This window comes from Bradyrhizobium sp. (assembly GCF_022844465.1).
Lineage (GTDB): Bacteria > Pseudomonadota > Alphaproteobacteria > Rhizobiales > Xanthobacteraceae > Bradyrhizobium.
On the sequence record NZ_JALHLP010000001.1, the window covers coordinates 140,887 to 156,640 of the forward strand.

Annotated in this window: 14 protein-coding genes; 8 read left to right on the forward strand and 6 right to left on the reverse strand. The window is 66.2% G+C overall.

All coding sequences use genetic code 11. The annotated features are described in order from the left end of the window. The first annotated feature begins 9 nt into the window (after positions 1-9). The 3 genes from trpC to Q0D31_RS00715 all read left to right on the forward strand — a co-directional run bounded on the left by trpC (position 10) and on the right by Q0D31_RS00715 (position 4,319). Positions 10-831 (forward strand): indole-3-glycerol phosphate synthase TrpC, encoded by an 822-nt coding sequence (trpC, locus tag Q0D31_RS00705; protein ID WP_291842267.1) that lies wholly within the window; start codon positions 10-12, stop codon positions 829-831. A gap of 4 nt (positions 832-835) precedes the next feature. Continuing rightward, entirely contained in the window at positions 836-1,339 is a 504-nt protein-coding gene (gene moaC, locus Q0D31_RS00710; protein WP_291842269.1) for a cyclic pyranopterin monophosphate synthase MoaC, read from the forward strand. A gap of 244 nt (positions 1,340-1,583) precedes the next feature. Continuing rightward, positions 1,584-4,319 carry an EAL domain-containing protein gene (locus Q0D31_RS00715; RefSeq protein ID WP_291842272.1) on the forward strand — a complete coding sequence of 912 codons (2,736 nt, stop codon included), beginning with the start codon at positions 1,584-1,586 and terminating at the stop codon, positions 4,317-4,319. A gap of 57 nt (positions 4,320-4,376) precedes the next feature. On the opposite strand, the gene Q0D31_RS00720 is transcribed toward Q0D31_RS00715, so the two are convergent. The 3 genes from Q0D31_RS00720 to Q0D31_RS00730 form a co-directional block, all read right to left on the reverse strand. Next, positions 4,377-5,426, reverse strand: coding sequence for a 2-dehydropantoate 2-reductase N-terminal domain-containing protein (locus Q0D31_RS00720; protein WP_291842274.1), 1,050 nt, complete (start codon positions 5,424-5,426; stop codon positions 4,377-4,379). A gap of 226 nt (positions 5,427-5,652) precedes the next feature. Beyond that, positions 5,653-6,990, reverse strand: coding sequence for a S41 family peptidase (locus tag Q0D31_RS00725; protein ID WP_291842276.1), 1,338 nt, complete (start codon positions 6,988-6,990; stop codon positions 5,653-5,655). Between the two features lie 72 nt (positions 6,991-7,062). Continuing rightward, a complete protein-coding gene (locus tag Q0D31_RS00730) occupies positions 7,063-7,227 on the reverse strand; it encodes a hypothetical protein (RefSeq protein WP_291842278.1) in 165 nt (54 codons plus the stop codon). Here Q0D31_RS00730 and Q0D31_RS00735 point away from each other — a divergent pair. Further along, the gene (locus Q0D31_RS00735) at positions 7,226-8,215 is read left to right on the forward strand and encodes a tripartite tricarboxylate transporter substrate binding protein (RefSeq protein WP_291842281.1); all 990 of its coding nucleotides are present in this window, start codon (positions 7,226-7,228) and stop codon (positions 8,213-8,215) included. The two genes, Q0D31_RS00730 and Q0D31_RS00735, sit on opposite strands and share 2 nt — an antisense overlap. Before the next feature lie 22 nt (positions 8,216-8,237). Here Q0D31_RS00735 and Q0D31_RS00740 read toward each other — a convergent pair whose 3' ends face one another. Continuing rightward, complete coding sequence (locus Q0D31_RS00740; protein WP_291842284.1) at positions 8,238-9,410, reverse strand: NADH:flavin oxidoreductase/NADH oxidase; 1,173 nt, start codon at positions 9,408-9,410, stop codon at positions 8,238-8,240. Between the two features lie 69 nt (positions 9,411-9,479). Continuing rightward, positions 9,480-9,794, reverse strand: a complete 315-nt coding sequence (locus Q0D31_RS00745; RefSeq protein WP_291842286.1) for a hypothetical protein — start codon at positions 9,792-9,794, stop codon at positions 9,480-9,482. A 133-nt stretch (positions 9,795-9,927) separates the two neighbouring features. Here Q0D31_RS00745 and Q0D31_RS00750 point away from each other — a divergent pair, with 133 nt between their 5' ends. The 4 genes from Q0D31_RS00750 to Q0D31_RS00765 all read left to right on the forward strand — a co-directional run bounded on the left by Q0D31_RS00750 (position 9,928) and on the right by Q0D31_RS00765 (position 13,355). Continuing rightward, positions 9,928-10,551, forward strand: coding sequence for an HAD family phosphatase (locus Q0D31_RS00750; protein WP_291842288.1), 624 nt, complete (start codon positions 9,928-9,930; stop codon positions 10,549-10,551). Positions 10,552-10,561: 10 nt separating this feature from the next. Next, on the forward strand, positions 10,562-11,785 hold the full coding sequence (glp, locus tag Q0D31_RS00755; protein ID WP_291842291.1) for a gephyrin-like molybdotransferase Glp: 1,224 nt from the start codon (positions 10,562-10,564) through the stop codon (positions 11,783-11,785). A gap of 216 nt (positions 11,786-12,001) precedes the next feature. Further along, positions 12,002-12,709 carry a transcriptional repressor LexA gene (gene lexA / locus Q0D31_RS00760; protein ID WP_291842294.1) on the forward strand — a complete coding sequence of 236 codons (708 nt, stop codon included), beginning with the start codon at positions 12,002-12,004 and terminating at the stop codon, positions 12,707-12,709. A 223-nt stretch (positions 12,710-12,932) separates the two neighbouring features. Continuing rightward, positions 12,933-13,355 carry a hypothetical protein gene (locus Q0D31_RS00765; RefSeq protein WP_291842296.1) on the forward strand — a complete coding sequence of 141 codons (423 nt, stop codon included), beginning with the start codon at positions 12,933-12,935 and terminating at the stop codon, positions 13,353-13,355. A 68-nt stretch (positions 13,356-13,423) separates the two neighbouring features. Here Q0D31_RS00765 and Q0D31_RS00770 read toward each other — a convergent pair whose 3' ends face one another. After that, positions 13,424-15,631, reverse strand: coding sequence for a ComEC/Rec2 family competence protein (locus Q0D31_RS00770; RefSeq protein WP_291842298.1), 2,208 nt, complete (start codon positions 15,629-15,631; stop codon positions 13,424-13,426). Between the last annotated feature and the right edge of the window lie 123 nt (positions 15,632-15,754).

Genomic DNA, 15,754 nt, shown 5'->3' on the forward strand with positions numbered 1-15,754 from the left:
GGTCCCGCGATGTCCGATATCCTCAGCAAGATCGAGAGCTACAAGCGCGAGGAAATCGCCACCGCCAAACGGGCGCACCCCCTCTCCGAGGTCGAAACGCGCGCCAGGGCGGCATCGCCGCCTCGTGGTTTCGTGCGCGCGATTCGTGAAAAACTGGCAGGCGGCGACTACGCACTGATTGCGGAAGTGAAGAAGGCCTCGCCGTCGAAGGGGCTCATTCGCGCCGATTTCGATCCGCCCGAACTGGCGAAGGCTTATGAGGCCGGCGGCGCGGCGTGCCTGTCGGTGCTGACCGATGCGCCCTCCTTCCAGGGCCATCTCGATTTCATGGTCGCGGCGCGCGCGGCGACCAGCCTGCCGGTACTGCGCAAGGATTTTATGTTCGATACCTACCAGGCGGCGGAGGCGCGCGCCCACGGCGCCGACTGCATCCTGATCATCATGGCCGCGCTCGACGACGCCGCAGCCGCGGATATCGAGGATGCGGCGATCGCGCTCGGCATGGACGTGCTGATCGAAATCCACGATCGTACTGAGCTCGATCGGGCGCTGAAACTGCGGTCACCGATGATCGGCGTCAACAACCGCAATTTGCGCACCTTCGAGACGACGCTGGCGACCAGCGAGGCGCTGGCGCCGCTGATCCCATGCGACCGGCTGATGGTCGGTGAAAGCGGAATCGCCACGCCCGCAGATCTCGCGCGCCTCGAGCGCGTGGGCATGTCCACTTTCCTGGTCGGCGAAAGCCTGATGCGGCAGGCCGACGTCGCAGCGGCGACCCGCGCGCTGCTGACGCGCGCCGACGCGCCGCGCGCCACCGGAACCGGCTAAGCCGATGGCAAGGAAGACCCCCAAAGACGGCCCGGCCCTCACCCATATCGACGCGGCGGGCGAAGCGCGGATGGTCGATGTCTCCGCCAAGGCCGCGACCGAACGCACAGCCGTGGCCGAGGGGCGCGTCATCATGGGCAAGGCGACGCTCGATCTGATTATCTCCGGCAACGCCAAGAAGGGCGACGTGCTGGGCGCCGCCCGCATCGCAGGCATCATGGCGGCCAAGCGCACCTCGGAGCTGATACCGCTATGCCACCCGCTGGCGCTGTCGAAAGTCACGCTCGACGTTGCGCCGGACAAGGACCTGCCGGGCTGCATCGTCCGCGCCACCGTCAAGGTCACCGGGCCGACCGGCGTCGAGATGGAGGCGTTGACGGCGGTGTCGGTCGCGTGCCTCACGATCTACGACATGATCAAGGCGGTCGAGCGCAGCGCGCGCATCGATGGCATTCACCTGGTGGAGAAAACCGGGGGGAAGTCAGGCCACTATCGCGCGAAAGCCTGAGGAAGCCCGCGCCTCAACAGCGCGACGGAGCTTGCTCGCGCATCCCGCTTCGGGGTTGCTGTCAACACGCCTCCCTCGCCGGCCTGATTACCTGATGCGAACCGGATCTCACCTTGCGCGGAAACGCGTTGACGCTTCGTTAACCAGGCTTGCTAACGTCAAATTCCAACTCGGCGGGATACTGGTGCTATGGGCTGGAGCGAACTCCGCGCCAGAAACTCTTTTCCTGCAGCGATCGTGGGCCATGGCCTCAACCGTTACCCGTTCTCTCAAGATCACCTCGACCTCCAGCGGCCCGGTCGGTTGGTTGGTGCTGGGCGGCGTGCTGCTGATCGCAGCCATCGCGATCGGCGCGACCCTGGTGGCCGGCCATTTCCGCGAGAAGGCACTGCGCAACAGCGAGCGCGAGCTGGAGAACACCGTGCTGCTGCTGGCGCACCATGTCGAGCAGCAGCTAGCTGACTTCGAGGTCGTTCAGAAGGACCTGATCGCATTCGTGCGATCGAAGGGAATCGCGACCGCGGAGGACTACAAGCGTCGGATGTCCACCGCGGAAATCCATCTGATGCTGCGATCCAAGATCGACGCGATGTCCTACGTCGGCGGCGTCAACATCTTCGACACCGACGGTGCGCTGATCAACGCGTCAGCCACCTGGCCGGCGCCGCCGGTCACTGCCGCGGACCGGAAGTACTTCAAGACGTTCAAGTATAGCGCCGCTTCGCCGGAAATGCTAGTCGAGCCCGTCTACAGCCGCCTCACCGGCGTCTGGACCACCGTGATCGCGCGCAAGGTCAGCGGACCGAAGGGTGAATTCCTGGGTGCCATCGGCCGGGGCATCGAGCCGGCCCATTTCGAAAAGTTCTTCGCAACCGTTGCGCTCGGACCCCACGCCAGCATCGCCATGCACCACGGCGATGGCACGCTGCTCGCCCGTCACCCGCATGTCGCAGAGTCTATCGGCAAGAACTTCAGGGCCGGCCCGCCCGCCCAGCAGCAGGTGTTCGAACTCGCCCGCAGCACATCCCGCCTCTCCAGCCCGATCGACGGCGAAGACCGGTTGATTGCGTCGCGCGCGCTGACGAAGTTCCCGATCGTCATCGTCGCGACGACGACCACGTTCGCCGCGCTGGCGGACTGGCGCGAGCAGACCAGTATCCTTATCGCGATCGCCGGGCTGTCAGCGCTCGTCATCGCTGCCCTGCTGTTTGTCGTCGTCGGCAAGCTTTCCCGTCAGCATCGTGCATCGAGGCAGCGCTTGACCCTGGAAAAACAGCGCCTCGACACCGCGGTCAACAACATGACGCAGGGACTTCTGTTGTTCGACGCCGCCCGGCGGCTGGTGGTCTGCAACCAGCGTTACATCGAGATGTACGGCTTGTCGGCCGAGGTAGTGAAACCGGGCTGCAGTTTCCGCGAGGTGATCGCCCACCGCAAGCAGACCGGGTCGTTCGTCGGCGACGTGGACCCTTATGTCGAAATGGTGCTGCGCGACGTCGGCCAGCGGAACGTCAAGTTCCTGACCACGCATGACGGGCGCTCGATCCAGATCGTCAACGAGCCGTTGGCGGACGGTGGCTGGGTGGCGACCCATGAAGACATCACCGAGCGCCGGCGCGTCGAGGAGCGCATCACCCATCTCGCCCATTACGACGCGCTGACCGATCTGCCCAACCGCGCCCTGTTCCACGAACGGCTCACGGCCGAACTGCTTCAGGCGTCGCCCGATCGGCAGCTGGCCGTGCTCTATATTGACATCGACGAGTTCAAGGGCATCAACGATTCGCTCGGGCACATGATCGGCGACGCGCTGCTGAAATCGGTCGCGGTCAGTCTCACGGCTTGCGTAAGGGAAATCGACTTCGTCGCCCGGCTCGGCGGCGACGAGTTCGCGATCGTTCAGACCGGCATTGACGATAACCAGGACGTCATGATGCTCATCAGCCGGATCTTCGAGGCGATCCGCGCGCCGCATCAGTGCCTCGGCCATCAGGTGACTACCGACGCCAGCATCGGCATCGCGCTGGCACCGCGGGACGGATCCGATCTCGACCAGATCCTGAAGAATGCGGATCTCGCAATGTACGCCTCCAAGGCCGCCGGCCGCCGCACCTACCGCTTCTTCGAACCGGCCATGGATGCCGAGGCCCGCGCCCGCCGCAACCTGGAGATCGACCTGCGCCAGGCGATCGTCGATGGCGGCTTCGAGGTCTACTATCAGCCATGCCTTAGCCTGCAGGACGACACCATCACCGGCTGCGAGGCGCTGGTCCGCTGGCGCCATCCGCAGCGCGGCATGATCTCGCCTGCCGAATTCATTCCGATCGCCGAGGAAACCGGCCTGATCAATCAGCTCGGAGAGTGGGTGCTGACTTCAGCCTGCACGGAAGCCGCGACATGGCCTGGCCATGTCAAGCTCGCGGTCAACGTCTCGCCGGTTCAATTCAAGACCGGAACGCTAGCGCTGAAGGTCATGGCGGCGCTGGCCGCGTCCGGCCTAGCCGCCAACCGGCTGGAGCTTGAGATCACCGAGGCGGTCCTGATCCGCGACGACGAAGCCGCGCTCGCCGTTCTGCACGACCTGCGCGCCATCGGGGTCCGGATCGCGCTGGACGATTTCGGCACCGGATATTCGTCGCTGAGCTACCTGCAACGCTTCCCGTTCGACAAGATCAAGATTGACCGCTGCTTCATCACCGGCATCGCCGAGCCCGACGGATCGGCCTGCATCGTACGGGCGGTGGTCAATATCGCTGCCGAACGGCGTATCACCACTACCGCGGAAGGCGTCGAGACCGAACAGCAGCGGGAAATCCTGCGCGCGCTCGGCTGCGAGGAACTGCAGGGCTATCTGTTCAGCAAGCCGAGGCCGGCAGCCGAGATCGGGCAAATGTTGCTGACGCACCCGCGGGAGCAGGATGCGGCAGGTCCGGGCGGCCGAACCCAAGGTGGCAGTCTGCCCGCTGCGCGATCGGCGTAGCGGATCGATGGGCCCTTTTCCACGGGGCGTCTTGCCGTCCTGCAAAGTGGAGCAGGATCAGCTCGCCACGATCCGCTCGTTCAGCCGCTGATCGACGATCTCGACGGTGCGGCCGATCTCGGCGCTGGGCATGCCGAGCTGCTGCGCAATCAGCTTCACCAGCAGGTCGACCCGCTCGATGAAAGGCGCGCCGCTGGCCACCGCCCGAGCGGCCGACGAGGGCTTGAGCAGACTTTCCGCCGCCTTGGCATATTTCCCGAACGGCACCTGGTCCGCGGCATCGGCGCCGAGCCGCCGGGCGATGGCGTCGACATGGTCGTAGATCGACTGCGACAGCTTCAAATCGCCATGGACGGCGTCGCGGATCGACTGCGGCTCGCCGAGCGTGATGCAGCGGTAGTTGCCGGTCAGCAGCATCGACCATTTGGCCAGCGGCACGAATAGCGAATCGAACACCTTCAGCTTCACCGGAACATCATGGCCATCGAGCGTCACCGCGTCGATACCGGCTTCCAGCTCGCGTAGCAGCTTGTTGTGTTCTTCATCCGCGAACGCCGCGGCCTTGAAGTTGGTGGGCAGACCGACATGCAGGACGTTGGCCGCCTCCTCGGGCGGACGGAAGGCCTGCGGATCGGGCGAGCAGAGCGTCACCAGTCCCGGCTTGAAGCGCTCCCACACCTGGGCGTTGGTATAGGCCTCCTCGAGGTCCATGTCCGCCAGCGCCGGGATCCGTTTCAGGTAAGGCAGCGGCGGCATGTTCATGATCGAGAGACAAGGCAGCCCCGCCTCGGCGATCTTCACCATCAAGACCCGGATGGTGTGGTTGGTATACTGCGGCTCCTGCATCGCAAGACCGACGAGGTCGTAACGGGAGAGATCGACCTCCGCCGGCGTGGTCGCGTCAAGTCTGCCCGGCAGGTTGCGTGAGAAGATCGCCCGATGCACCGCCTCGTCGCGCAGCTTGATGCGAACCTCGGTGCCGTCGCGGTTGATGAGTTCGGCGGTCTTCTTCCTGCACACCAGCGTCACGTTGTGACCAGCCATCAAGAGCTTGGTCGCCAGCAGGGAGCCATAGGAGGCTCCAAGGATCAGGATATTCCGCGCCATACGATGTTTTCCTCAAGTCCCGGTTCGCAAGGGGTCGCTCCGGCAGAGCGGATCCGTGCCTATCGCAAATTTATCGGTAATACAATTGTTTAGCAGCTGACCTTCACGGCAAGCCGTTGCACGCGATGGCGTCGCCAAACGAAGCGACCGTCCTGTCAGGCTCGCGAAAACAATACGGTAAGCGCGGCTCGCAGGATCGCCTTCCGCGGCACGCCGATCTGATCCCTCAGTTCGCCACTGCCCGCTTCGCCACGACAGGCGCATTCGCGTTGACGGTCACTCCGCGCAGCAGGTTGAAGGCGGCGTTGAGCGCCTTGTCGTCCTTGCCGGACGGCGGCACCCAGGATTGCGAGCCGGAGGTCTGTTTGGCGCCGTGGGCGGCGAGGTGGCCGCGCATCGAGGCTTCGCCCTTCATTTCAGAACGACCCTTCAATTCCTCGGGCACGTCCTGCAGCACTTCGAGGTCGGGCGCGATGCCCTGGGCCTGGATCGAGCGGCCGGATGGCGTGAAGTAGCGCGCGGTGGTCAGCGCCAGCGCCCCGTTGCCGGGCCCGAGCGGGATGATCGTCTGCACCGAACCCTTGCCGAAGCTGCGGGTCCCGATCAGGGTGGCGCGCTTGTGATCCCGCAGCGCGCCGGCCACGATTTCGGAGGCCGACGCCGACCCGCCATTGATCAGCACCACCAGCGGCTTGCCCTTGGTCAAATCGCCACCGCGCGCGGCGAAGCGCTGGGTCTCCTCGGCGATGCGGCCGCGCGTCGACACCACTTCGCCCCGGTTGAGGAAGGCGCTCGACACCGAGACCGCCTGGTCGAGCAGGCCGCCCGGATTGTTGCGGAGGTCGATGACATAACCCGCGAGCTGGTCCGGCGCGATCTGCTTCGAAATCCCTGATATCGCCTTCTTCAGGCCATCGGTGGTCTGCTCATTGAAGCGGGTGATCCTGATATAGCCGACATCGCCGCCATCGGTGTGGTAGCGGACCGGCCGCACCCGGATGATCTCACGCTGGATGGCGAGGTCGATCGGCGCGGCCGAGCCCTTGCGGCTGATCTTCAACCGTATTTTGCTGTTGGCCGGTCCCTTCATCCGGCTCACCGCCTGTTCGAGGGTCAGGCCGGAGACCGGCTCATCGTCGATCTGCGTGATCACGTCACCCGACAGAATCCCGGCGCGCGCCGCCGGCGTATCGTCGATCGGCGTAACAACCTTGACGAGGCTGTCCTCCATGGTGATTTCGATGCCGAGCCCACCGAACTCGCCATGGGTGGCCTCCTGCATGTCGCGCCAACCCTTTTCGTTCATGTAGCGCGAATGCGGATCCAGCGCAGACATCATGCCGCTGATGGCGCCTTCCATCATCCTGGAATCGTCGGGCTTTTCGACATAGCTGGTCTTGATCCGCTCGAACACGCTGCCGAACAGCTGGATCTGCGCGTAGGTGTCGGCGCGGGTCGCAGCCTTCGCCACCGCAACCAGATGCGCGCCCTGCGGGCCCATGACGAGCACGGTCAGGCCCGCGCCGGCGACGGCGCCGAGAAGAAAAGCGAAGTTTCTGCGCATCGTCGGTCGATCCCCTTCTTGACGGGCGCCCGCCATCGCCCCCAATCGGCGTCCCCACCCGGGGCGACTAACTCAGCCCGGCTTTTTGGTCGGATCAAGGCGCGGCGGCCTCGCCTGCACAGCGTTTTCGCGCGAAAAGCCCGAATTGCGCCCAATGCGCCACTCTGTCCCGTCTTTCGTGGCTGGCTTCAGCCGGCCGATGCGATAGCCTGCCGGAAAATTCAGGGAGAGAATCATGCCAGCCAAATTCAATCGTCGTCACTTCATCGCGGCCGGTGCAGCCGCCGCCGCAACGCCTTTGCTGTGGCGCCGGGCCTCGGCCCAAGCCGCCTGGCCGTCGCGGCAGATCCGGATGGTCTGCAGCTACCCCGCGGGCGGGCAGACCGACCTGCTGGCCCGCGCCTTCGGCGACTTCATCTCCAGACAGGTGGGGCAGACCGTCGTCATCGAAAACAAGGCCGGCGCCTCCGGCTCGATCGGCGCGGCCGAAGTCGCCCGCGCGGCACCGGACGGCCATACGATCCTGTGCTCGATCTCGACCACCTATGTGATGAACCGGGTGATGATGAAGAACCCCGGCTACGACATGGACAAGGACCTGACGCTCGTCAGCATCATTCCCGGCGCCGGGCTGCTCCTGGTCGCGAGCGAGAAATGCGGCGCCAGGACGCTGGCGGAATTCGTCGCCTTCGCGCGCCAGAGCGGCAAGGTGAACTTCGGCACCTATAGCGCGGGATCAGCCCCGCACATCACGATCAACGAACTCAACAAGCAGTATGGCCTCAACATCGAGCCGATCCACTACCGAGGCGAAGCGCCGATGTGGACGGGGTTGCTGGAAGGCACGCTCGATGTCGCGATGGGCAGCTACACCGCGGCGCAACCTGTGCTGCAAAGCAATCGCGGCGTTCTGTTCGCGGTGCATTCGAAAAAGGTCGCCGCGATCCCTCACGTCAAGACCCTAACCGAACAGGGTGCGACAGGGAAGTTCTTCACCGTCAGCGGCTTCACCGGCTGGGCGCTGCCAAAGGCGACGCCGCAGCCGATCGTCGATCGGCTGGCGGAACTCTGCGTGGCCGCCAACAGCGACCCGAAGGTGAAGGAAGTCCTCGGCACGTTCGTGCTGGAGCCGGCGCTCGGCTTTAAGGAAAGCAACGCGATGTATCAGCGCGAATTGCCGACCTGGATCGAGAGCGGCCAGGCGCTCGGCCTGCCGCCGGCCTGATGATGGTCACACCGCTACGGGCTTAAACCACCCTCCCCGCGTCCTGCAGCCCGTTCTGCCAGGTCGAGGGCTGGGTCCCGAAGCCGCGCTTGGCGCGGGTGCCGAGCCAATAGCCGAATTGCGGGGGGACGTTGCGGAACGGACCCTCGACGCCGAGCTTCAGCGCGGCGTCCATCGGCCAGTTCGGGTTGTTGAGGATTTCGCGGCCGACCGCGATCAGATCGGCCTGCTTGTCGCGCAGGATCTGTTCGGCCTGGTCGCCATGGATGATGAGGCCGACCGCCATCGTCATGATGTCGGCGTGGCGCTTCACATATTCCGAAAGCGGCACTTGATAGCTGTACTTGATTTCCTTGCCCAGGATCGGCGCCATTTCGGTGATGCCGCCGGAGGAGCAATCGATGACGTCGACGCCTTTGGCCTTGAGGATTTTCGCCAGCCGCGCGCTCTGCTCCGGTCCCCATCCGGCATTGTCCTCGACCGACAGGCGGACGAACAGCGGCTTGTGCTCGGGCCAGTGCGCGCGCACGGCTTCGGTGATCTCGGTGATGAAGCGCATCCGGTTTGCTTCCGAGCCGCCATATTCGTCGCTGCGCTGGTTCGACCGCTCCGACAGGAACTGATGCACGAGATACCCATGCGCGCCGTGCAGCTCCAGCACGTCGAAGCCGGCCTCATGCGCGCGCCGCGCCGCGTTGCCCCAGGCCTGCACCAGGTCCTTCACCTCGTGCCGCTCCAGCGCCTTCGGCACCGGCCATTTCTCGCTGTGGGCGATCGCGCTTGGCGCCACCGGCGACCACGCCTCCCAGTCATCGATGTCGGGGGTTCGTTGCAGCGGACGATCGCCCTCCCATGGCCGGGTGGCGCGCGCCTTGCGGCCGGAATGGCCGAGCTGGATGCCGGCGACCGAATTCTGCTGCTTGATGAACCGGACGAGGCGGCTGAGCGGTTCGACAAAGGCGTCATCCCAGATGCCGAGGTCGCCGACCGTGCCGCAGCCGCGCCGCTCCACCTTGGTGGATTCGACGACAACAAGGCCGGCGCCACCGGCGGCGAACTTGCCGGCGTTCATCAGGTGCCAGTCGGTCGGAAAGCCCTTCACGGCCGAATACTGATGCATCGGCGGCACCACGATGCGGTTGCGCAGCTCGACGCCGCGGATCGTCATCGGGGAGAACAGCAGGCTTTCAGTCATTTCCGGTTTCCTCGGTTTGGACACGTCGGCCCGGCATCGCGCCGGGATGTGTCTTTTTTCTTGCGCCGTTTATTTTGCGCCGCTCTCGGGCTTGGTGTCGGCGGACTTGGTCTTCGGCCTGGACGGCGGCGCTGTCGCCGCAGCTTTCGGCGGCGCGCCTTCGCTGCGCACCGTCCCCCATGGATCGGAGGCTTTTTGTCGTTCCGGTATGTTGCCTAGCGACCGTTGGTAGGCCCGCTCGGCTTCCTTCTCGGCCGCGATTTCGGACGGCGTCTTGACCTTGTCGGGCTCACCATACCTGGTCGGGCCGCCCTGGGCCGCGGCGGGCCCGGCGAGCAACCCGACCGTGGCCATGACGCCGAAAATTCCGCCGAGAACTCTCATGCGACTGCTCCCCTTCCGATTTGCTCGAAGGCTTAGCACAGCTTGCGCACCGGCTTAAGTGCTGGATTGGGCAGGCCGCCTCAATCCCGCCCCGTTGCCCCGACGCGTTCGGTTTTGTAAACGATTGCCATGCATGCGCCCCCTCGTCCCCCACGCCGCCGACGCGTTGCTCTTCGATCTCGGACGGGTCGTGCTCGATATCGACTTCGGCAAGGTGGTGGCGAGTTGGGCCGCGCACGCCGGCCGCGCGCCCGCCGATCTGGCGGGGCGGCTATCGCCCGGCGAGGCCTGGCGGGGTCACGAGCGGGGCGAGATCAGCGACGCCGTTTTTTTCGAAAGCCTGCGCGCTTCGCTCGGGATCGACATCACCGACGCCCAGTTCCTCGAAGGCTGGAACGCCATTTTCACCGGCGAAATGCCGGGCATCGCCGCGATGCTGTCGCGGGCCGCGGCGCGGTTGCCGCTCTATGCCTTCTCCAACACCAACGCCCCGCATGTCGCACATTTCTCGCGCACCTACGCCGACGTGCTCGGTCATTTCCGCGAAATCTATTTGTCATCGACGATCGGGCTTCGGAAACCGGAGGCGGCGGCCTATGATCACGTCGTCAAGGCGATCGGCCTGCCCGCCTCGCGGATCCTGTTCTTCGACGATTCCGCCGAGAACATCGCCGGGGCGCGGGCGCGGGGCTTGACCGCGGTCCATGTGCGATCGCCTGATGATGTCGCCACAGCGCTTGCCGCGCTGGGCATTTGAGGGGGAATCCGTGGCGTTGATGCCTGTCGCCGACGCGCTTGCCGCAATCCTTGCCGGCGCCGACCCCCTGCCCGAAGAAACCGTCGCGCTCGACACCGCTTTCCATCGCGTGCTGGCGCGCGACGTCGCGGCGCGGCGTACCCAGCCGCCGCTGGCGATGTCGGCAATGGACGGTTATGCGGTGCGCGCCGCCGACGCCGCCCAACTCTCGGTGCGGCTGAGGGTGATCGGCGAGGTCGCGGCCGGCCGGCCGTTCGAGCGCAAGCTCGGGGCCGGCGAGGCGGTGCGAATCTTCACCGGCGGGGTGATCCCCGATGGGGCCGACGCCGTCATCATCCAGGAAGACACTATCCGCGAAGCCTCCGGCGACGGCGATCATATCGCCATCACCGAGGCTGCGGTAACTGGCCGGCATATCCGCCCGGCCGGCGTCGATTTCCGCGCCGGCGACGTCTTGCTCGCCAGGGGAACCCGCCTCACCGACCGCGACCTGTCGCTCGCCGCCGGCATGAACCACCCGGAGCTTGCGGTCTGCCGCCGACCCAGGGTCGCCGTGCTCGCCACCGGCGACGAACTGGTGATGCCGGGGACCGTCCCGGGTCCCGGCCAGATCGTCTATTCCAACGGCTATGGGCTGCGAGCGCTGGCGCGGGCCGAGGGCGCCGAGGTCATCGATCTCGGGATCGCCGCCGACACGATGGCGGCCATCACGGACGGCATCCAGCGCGCCCGCCAAGCCAACGCCGACATCCTGATCACCATGGGCGGCGCCTCGGTCGGCGACCATGACCTGGTCAAGCGGTCGCTGGAGGCCTGTGGCGTCGCCATGGCGTTCTGGCGGATCGCCATGCGTCCGGGCAAGCCGATGATGCACGGGCGGCTGGGCGCGATGCGGGTGATCGGCCTGCCCGGCAATCCGGTCTCGTCCTATGTCTGCGGCTTCCTGTTCCTGGTGCCGCTGATTCGCGCGCTGTCGGGTCGAACCAGCGTGCATCATGTCCGGCAGACCGCCCTGCTCGGCCGCGATCTCGCAGCCAACGACCAGCGCGAGGATTACCTCCGCGCCCGCCTGGAAGCGCGCGCGGACGGCACGCTGGTCGCCACGCCCGTGATCCACCAGGACAGCTCGCTGCTTGGCAATCTTGCTGCGGCGCAGGCGCTTGTGGTCCGCCCGCCGCTGGCGCCAGCGGCCGCCAAGGGCGCGCGGTGCGAACTGCTGCGCCTGCCGGAATGACGGCCTGGACGGCGCCCTGAGCATGCCCCTTGCGCTTCGCGCAGGGACCCCCATCGCCTTCACCTGAAATTAAGTGGTTGCGGAACACATATCGAACATATAGTGTTCGTTCATGCTTTGTTTCGACCGCTTGTGTCTAAGCTGGAGTCTGGTGCTCCAGCTCTACAGACCGGGAGGCTCGGGACCGAACGACGACCAACCGGGGGAAAACTCGCGATGCTTACGCGCAAACAGTATGAACTTCTGCGTTTCATCAACGAACGGCTGAAAGAGGCCGGCGTGCCGCCTTCCTTCGACGAAATGAAGGACGCGCTCGACCTGCGCTCGAAGTCCGGCATCCACCGACTGATCACCGCTTTGGAAGAGCGCGGCTTCATCCGCCGCCTGCCCAATCGCGCCCGCGCCATCGAAGTCATCAAGCTGCCGGAGCTTTCGGGCGGCGGTGGCGGCAACGGCCGCCGCGGATTCACGCCGAGCGTCATCGAGGGCACGCTTGGCAAGCGCTCGAGCAGCGCCACGGCCACCGAGGACGACGGCAACCGTCCGGTTGCCGTGCCCGTGATGGGCCGGATCGCCGCCGGTACGCCGATCGAGGCGCTGCAGACCCGCAGCCACACCATCAGCGTGCCGCCTGACATGCTCGGCTCCGGCGAACATTACGCGCTGGAAGTGCGCGGCGATTCCATGGTGGACGCCGGGATCCTCGACGGCGACATGGCGCTGATCCAGCGCAACGAAACCGCCGAGACCGGCGACATCGTGGTGGCGCTGATCGACGAGGAGGAAGCAACGCTGAAGCGCTTCCGCCGCCGCGGCGCATCGATCGCGCTGGAGCCCGCCAACGCTTCCTATGAAGTCCGCATCCTGCCGCCGAACCGGGTCCGGATTCAGGGAAAACTGATCGGTCTGTACCGGAAGTATTGAACTCGCTTGAAGATCACAGATAGCGAAAGAAGCCCCGGCCGCGCCGGGGTTTTTTTATTGATGCGCGGAACCGGCGCGCGTTGGCGCGTTTGTGATGAAGGCGCCGTGAGCCAGTCGCAGAAATGCCGAGAATGCAGCTGACGCTCGGCGCCATGTTCACCTGATAGAGGCCTGTGCCTCCTCGCAAGTACGGGTCAGCTATCTCAAATGAGGGAGCCATCCGATGTGCGACTACAGCCTTCATGCTTTGGCAACGCGTCCCGCACGTGTCGGGGAAACGCTGATCAGCACAACCTTTCGCGGCACGTCCACCCGCGGCTTTGCGTCCGAAAAGGAACCCGCGGTCGCGGTCTGCATGCTTCCCGGCACCGAACTGGCGTTCGCCGCCGACGTCAAATATGACAGCCGCTGGATCTGGACCCGAACCGTCGGCTGGCGCGTCGGCAAGTTCAATCAGATCGAGACCCAAACCCCCGACCGTCACCATGACGCGATCGAATTTCCGGACGGCAGCCATGTTCTGGTGACGCAGCTCTGCCAGGGCCAGCGCGTGACCGTACTGCAATTGCCGGCGGGTCAGAATGACAATGATCGCGCACCGAAGGTGGCGGGAGCGCCGTCGCCTGCATCGATCGTGACTAGTTGAGCCGAACGCAGAATTAGGTTGTTAACGGCGGCGTCTTGCGGCGTTACCCAATGCGGTGCGACCGGCGCTTACTCGTCCGCCTGAAGGTCCGCCTCCGATGGCGTGGCGTCGATGGCCGCAGGGGTTGCTGCACGCGGCGACGGGATCAAGGTCGTGGCCTCGCCGTCGCCGGCTGTCGACGGCGACCAGGGGCGGTTGATGCCGGCGGGCCTCACGGCCTCGACGACAAAGCCGTCCTTGCTTCGTCGCAGCGCCAGCGCGCCCTGGCGACGTAACCGCTCGGCGTCGAGGACGGAGGCCGCACAGGAAGCCGGCGCCGGCCTTAGGGTCACGATCAGCGCCGCGCGCTCGCAATCATCCGCGAGCGCCTCGGGCTTCAGCGCCTGGGCGATCAAGGCGCCGTCGGCCGCTCGCGTCACGCAGCCGTCGTCGTCACACGAGACGCCGGCGGTGAGCGAGGCGTCGGTGGCCGTTCGCACATCCGCATCCGCCGCCAGCCATTCCCTGAGCAGGAAGGCATTCCTTGTCCCCCTGGCCGCGTGCATGAGATGCAGCCGCCCATCCCCGCCGCGCACGGCGACATGGCGGCCGTCCGCGGAAACTAGAATATCCGGCTGCGGCGCCCGCGCCGCCCACACCGCCGCCAGCAGCACCAGCACGGCGCCCGACCAGCGCAGCGGCGTGCGCAACAGCCCGAGCAGGATGATGCCGAGGCTCGCCGCAACCAGCGGGCCGATCCCGAACGCCGGAATCCGGCCGACCGCGCCGGGCAAGGCCGCGACCCATTGCGTGACCGCGATCATCCAGTCGATGCCGACGCCCATCATCGCCCAGAATACGCCATCAAACCCGAACGGCATCGCGACCAGCCCGAGCAGGCCGGCCGGCATCACCAGCACCGAGACGACCGGCATCGCCGCGAGGTTGGCGAGCACGCCATAGGGCGTGACCCGATGAAAGTGGAAGGCGGCATACGGCGTGGTCGCCAGCCCCGCCACCAGCGAGGCCAGCAGCAGCATCGTGATCTCGCGCCCGCCCCACAGCGCCACGCGGGCGGCGGCGGCGTGGTCCGGCGTCGCAAACAGGCGCGGCATGCCGATCTGCACCAGCGCCACCAGGCCCAGCGTCGCCGCAAAAGACATCTGGAAGCTCGGGTGAACCAGCGCTTCCGGGGCGAGCGTCAGCACGATCAGGGCGGCGACCGCCAGCGTGCGAAACGTGATGGCGCGGCGGTCGACCATCACCGCGATCAGCACCACGGCGGTCATGAAGAAGGAGCGCTGGGTCGCTACTTCAGCCCCCGACAGCAAGAGATAGAACGCCGCCGCCGCTAGAGCCGCGGCCGCCGACCATTTCTTGATGGCGTAGCCGACCGTGAGCGTCGGAAACAGCGCCAGCAGCGCCCGCACGGCGAAGAACACCACGCCCGCCACAACCGCCATGTGATAGCCCGAGATCGAAAGCACGTGGCCGAGGCCGGAGACGAACATGGCATCGTTGACCGGCGGCGAGATCGCGTCGCGCCGCCCGGTCAGAAGCGCGGTGGCGATGGCGCGCTTGTCGCCTTCGAGCGTGGTCCTGATCCGCCCGTCGATCGTATCGCGCAGGCCCTGCATCAGCGCCGCGTAGCGCAGACGAAGCCCGCCGCCGTCGGGCGCCTGCGCCGTCCGGATCGAACCCATCACAAAGCCCGACGCGCCAATGCCGGCGAAAAACATGTCGCGGCCGAAATCGTAGCTGCCGGGCCGCAACGGCGCCAGCGGCGGCAGCAGCCGCGCCTTCAACTCGACGAAGCTGCCGACCGCGGGCGCGGTGCCCTTCCTCACCGACAGCCGCACCCGTTCCAGCCTGGTCGCGCCGCGCGCGCTTTCCATGGTGACGACGCGCAGCACGAAGCGATCGGTGCGCTCTCTGATGTCGCGGGTCTCGACAAAGCCGGTCAGCGACACCGAAAACATCGGCCGCGCCAGGACGCCATGCGCGACCCGCGCGGTCTTCCAGGTCGCCGCTGCAAAACCCGCCGCAACCGCCGCGATCATCACCGCAACGGGAAACAACTTCCGCCGCCGCAGCAGCACCGCGATGACACCGAGCCCGATGGCGACAACCGCGGCCACCGCCAGCACCGGCTCATGATCGGCGGCGAAGTAAACGGCGATGCCGGTCCCGAACGCGACCGGCACCCAGGGCAGCAAGCGTCCGGCCCCGGCCTCTGCGCGCGCCCACCGGCGCAGGGTTTCGACCAGCTGCGGCCACAGCGTGGGGCGCAACGGCATGTAGCCACTGCGCGCGGTCGTTCGTGGCGGCCAGGTTCCGGCATACCCCCGCTTCTGGCCCGACGTGCCGCCCTGCTCCGCCACGCAACACCTTACGATCCCGTGGGAACCGCAAGACTACCG

Bases quoted from the DNA above. Each gene is read 5' to 3' on its own strand.
- Q0D31_RS00725 (WP_291842276.1), bottom strand. From the start codon at position 6,990: ATGCGCAGAAACTTCGCTTTTCTTCTCGGCGCCGTCGCCGGCGCGGGC.
- Q0D31_RS00745 (WP_291842286.1), bottom strand. From the start codon at position 9,794: ATGAGAGTTCTCGGCGGAATTTTCGGCGTCATGGCCACGGTCGGGTTG.
- Q0D31_RS00730 (WP_291842278.1), bottom strand. From the start codon at position 7,227: ATGATTCTCTCCCTGAATTTTCCGGCAGGCTATCGCATCGGCCGGCTG.
- trpC (WP_291842267.1), top strand. From the start codon at position 10: ATGTCCGATATCCTCAGCAAGATCGAGAGCTACAAGCGCGAGGAAATC.
- Q0D31_RS00770 (WP_291842298.1), bottom strand. From the start codon at position 15,631: ATGCCGTTGCGCCCCACGCTGTGGCCGCAGCTGGTCGAAACCCTGCGC.
- Q0D31_RS00740 (WP_291842284.1), bottom strand. From the start codon at position 9,410: ATGACTGAAAGCCTGCTGTTCTCCCCGATGACGATCCGCGGCGTCGAG.
- Q0D31_RS00750 (WP_291842288.1), top strand. From the start codon at position 9,928: ATGCGCCCCCTCGTCCCCCACGCCGCCGACGCGTTGCTCTTCGATCTC.
- lexA (WP_291842294.1), top strand. From the start codon at position 12,002: ATGCTTACGCGCAAACAGTATGAACTTCTGCGTTTCATCAACGAACGG.
- Q0D31_RS00720 (WP_291842274.1), bottom strand. From the start codon at position 5,426: ATGGCGCGGAATATCCTGATCCTTGGAGCCTCCTATGGCTCCCTGCTG.
- Q0D31_RS00735 (WP_291842281.1), top strand. From the start codon at position 7,226: ATGCCAGCCAAATTCAATCGTCGTCACTTCATCGCGGCCGGTGCAGCC.
- Q0D31_RS00765 (WP_291842296.1), top strand. From the start codon at position 12,933: ATGTGCGACTACAGCCTTCATGCTTTGGCAACGCGTCCCGCACGTGTC.
- Q0D31_RS00715 (WP_291842272.1), top strand. From the start codon at position 1,584: ATGGCCTCAACCGTTACCCGTTCTCTCAAGATCACCTCGACCTCCAGC.
- moaC (WP_291842269.1), top strand. From the start codon at position 836: ATGGCAAGGAAGACCCCCAAAGACGGCCCGGCCCTCACCCATATCGAC.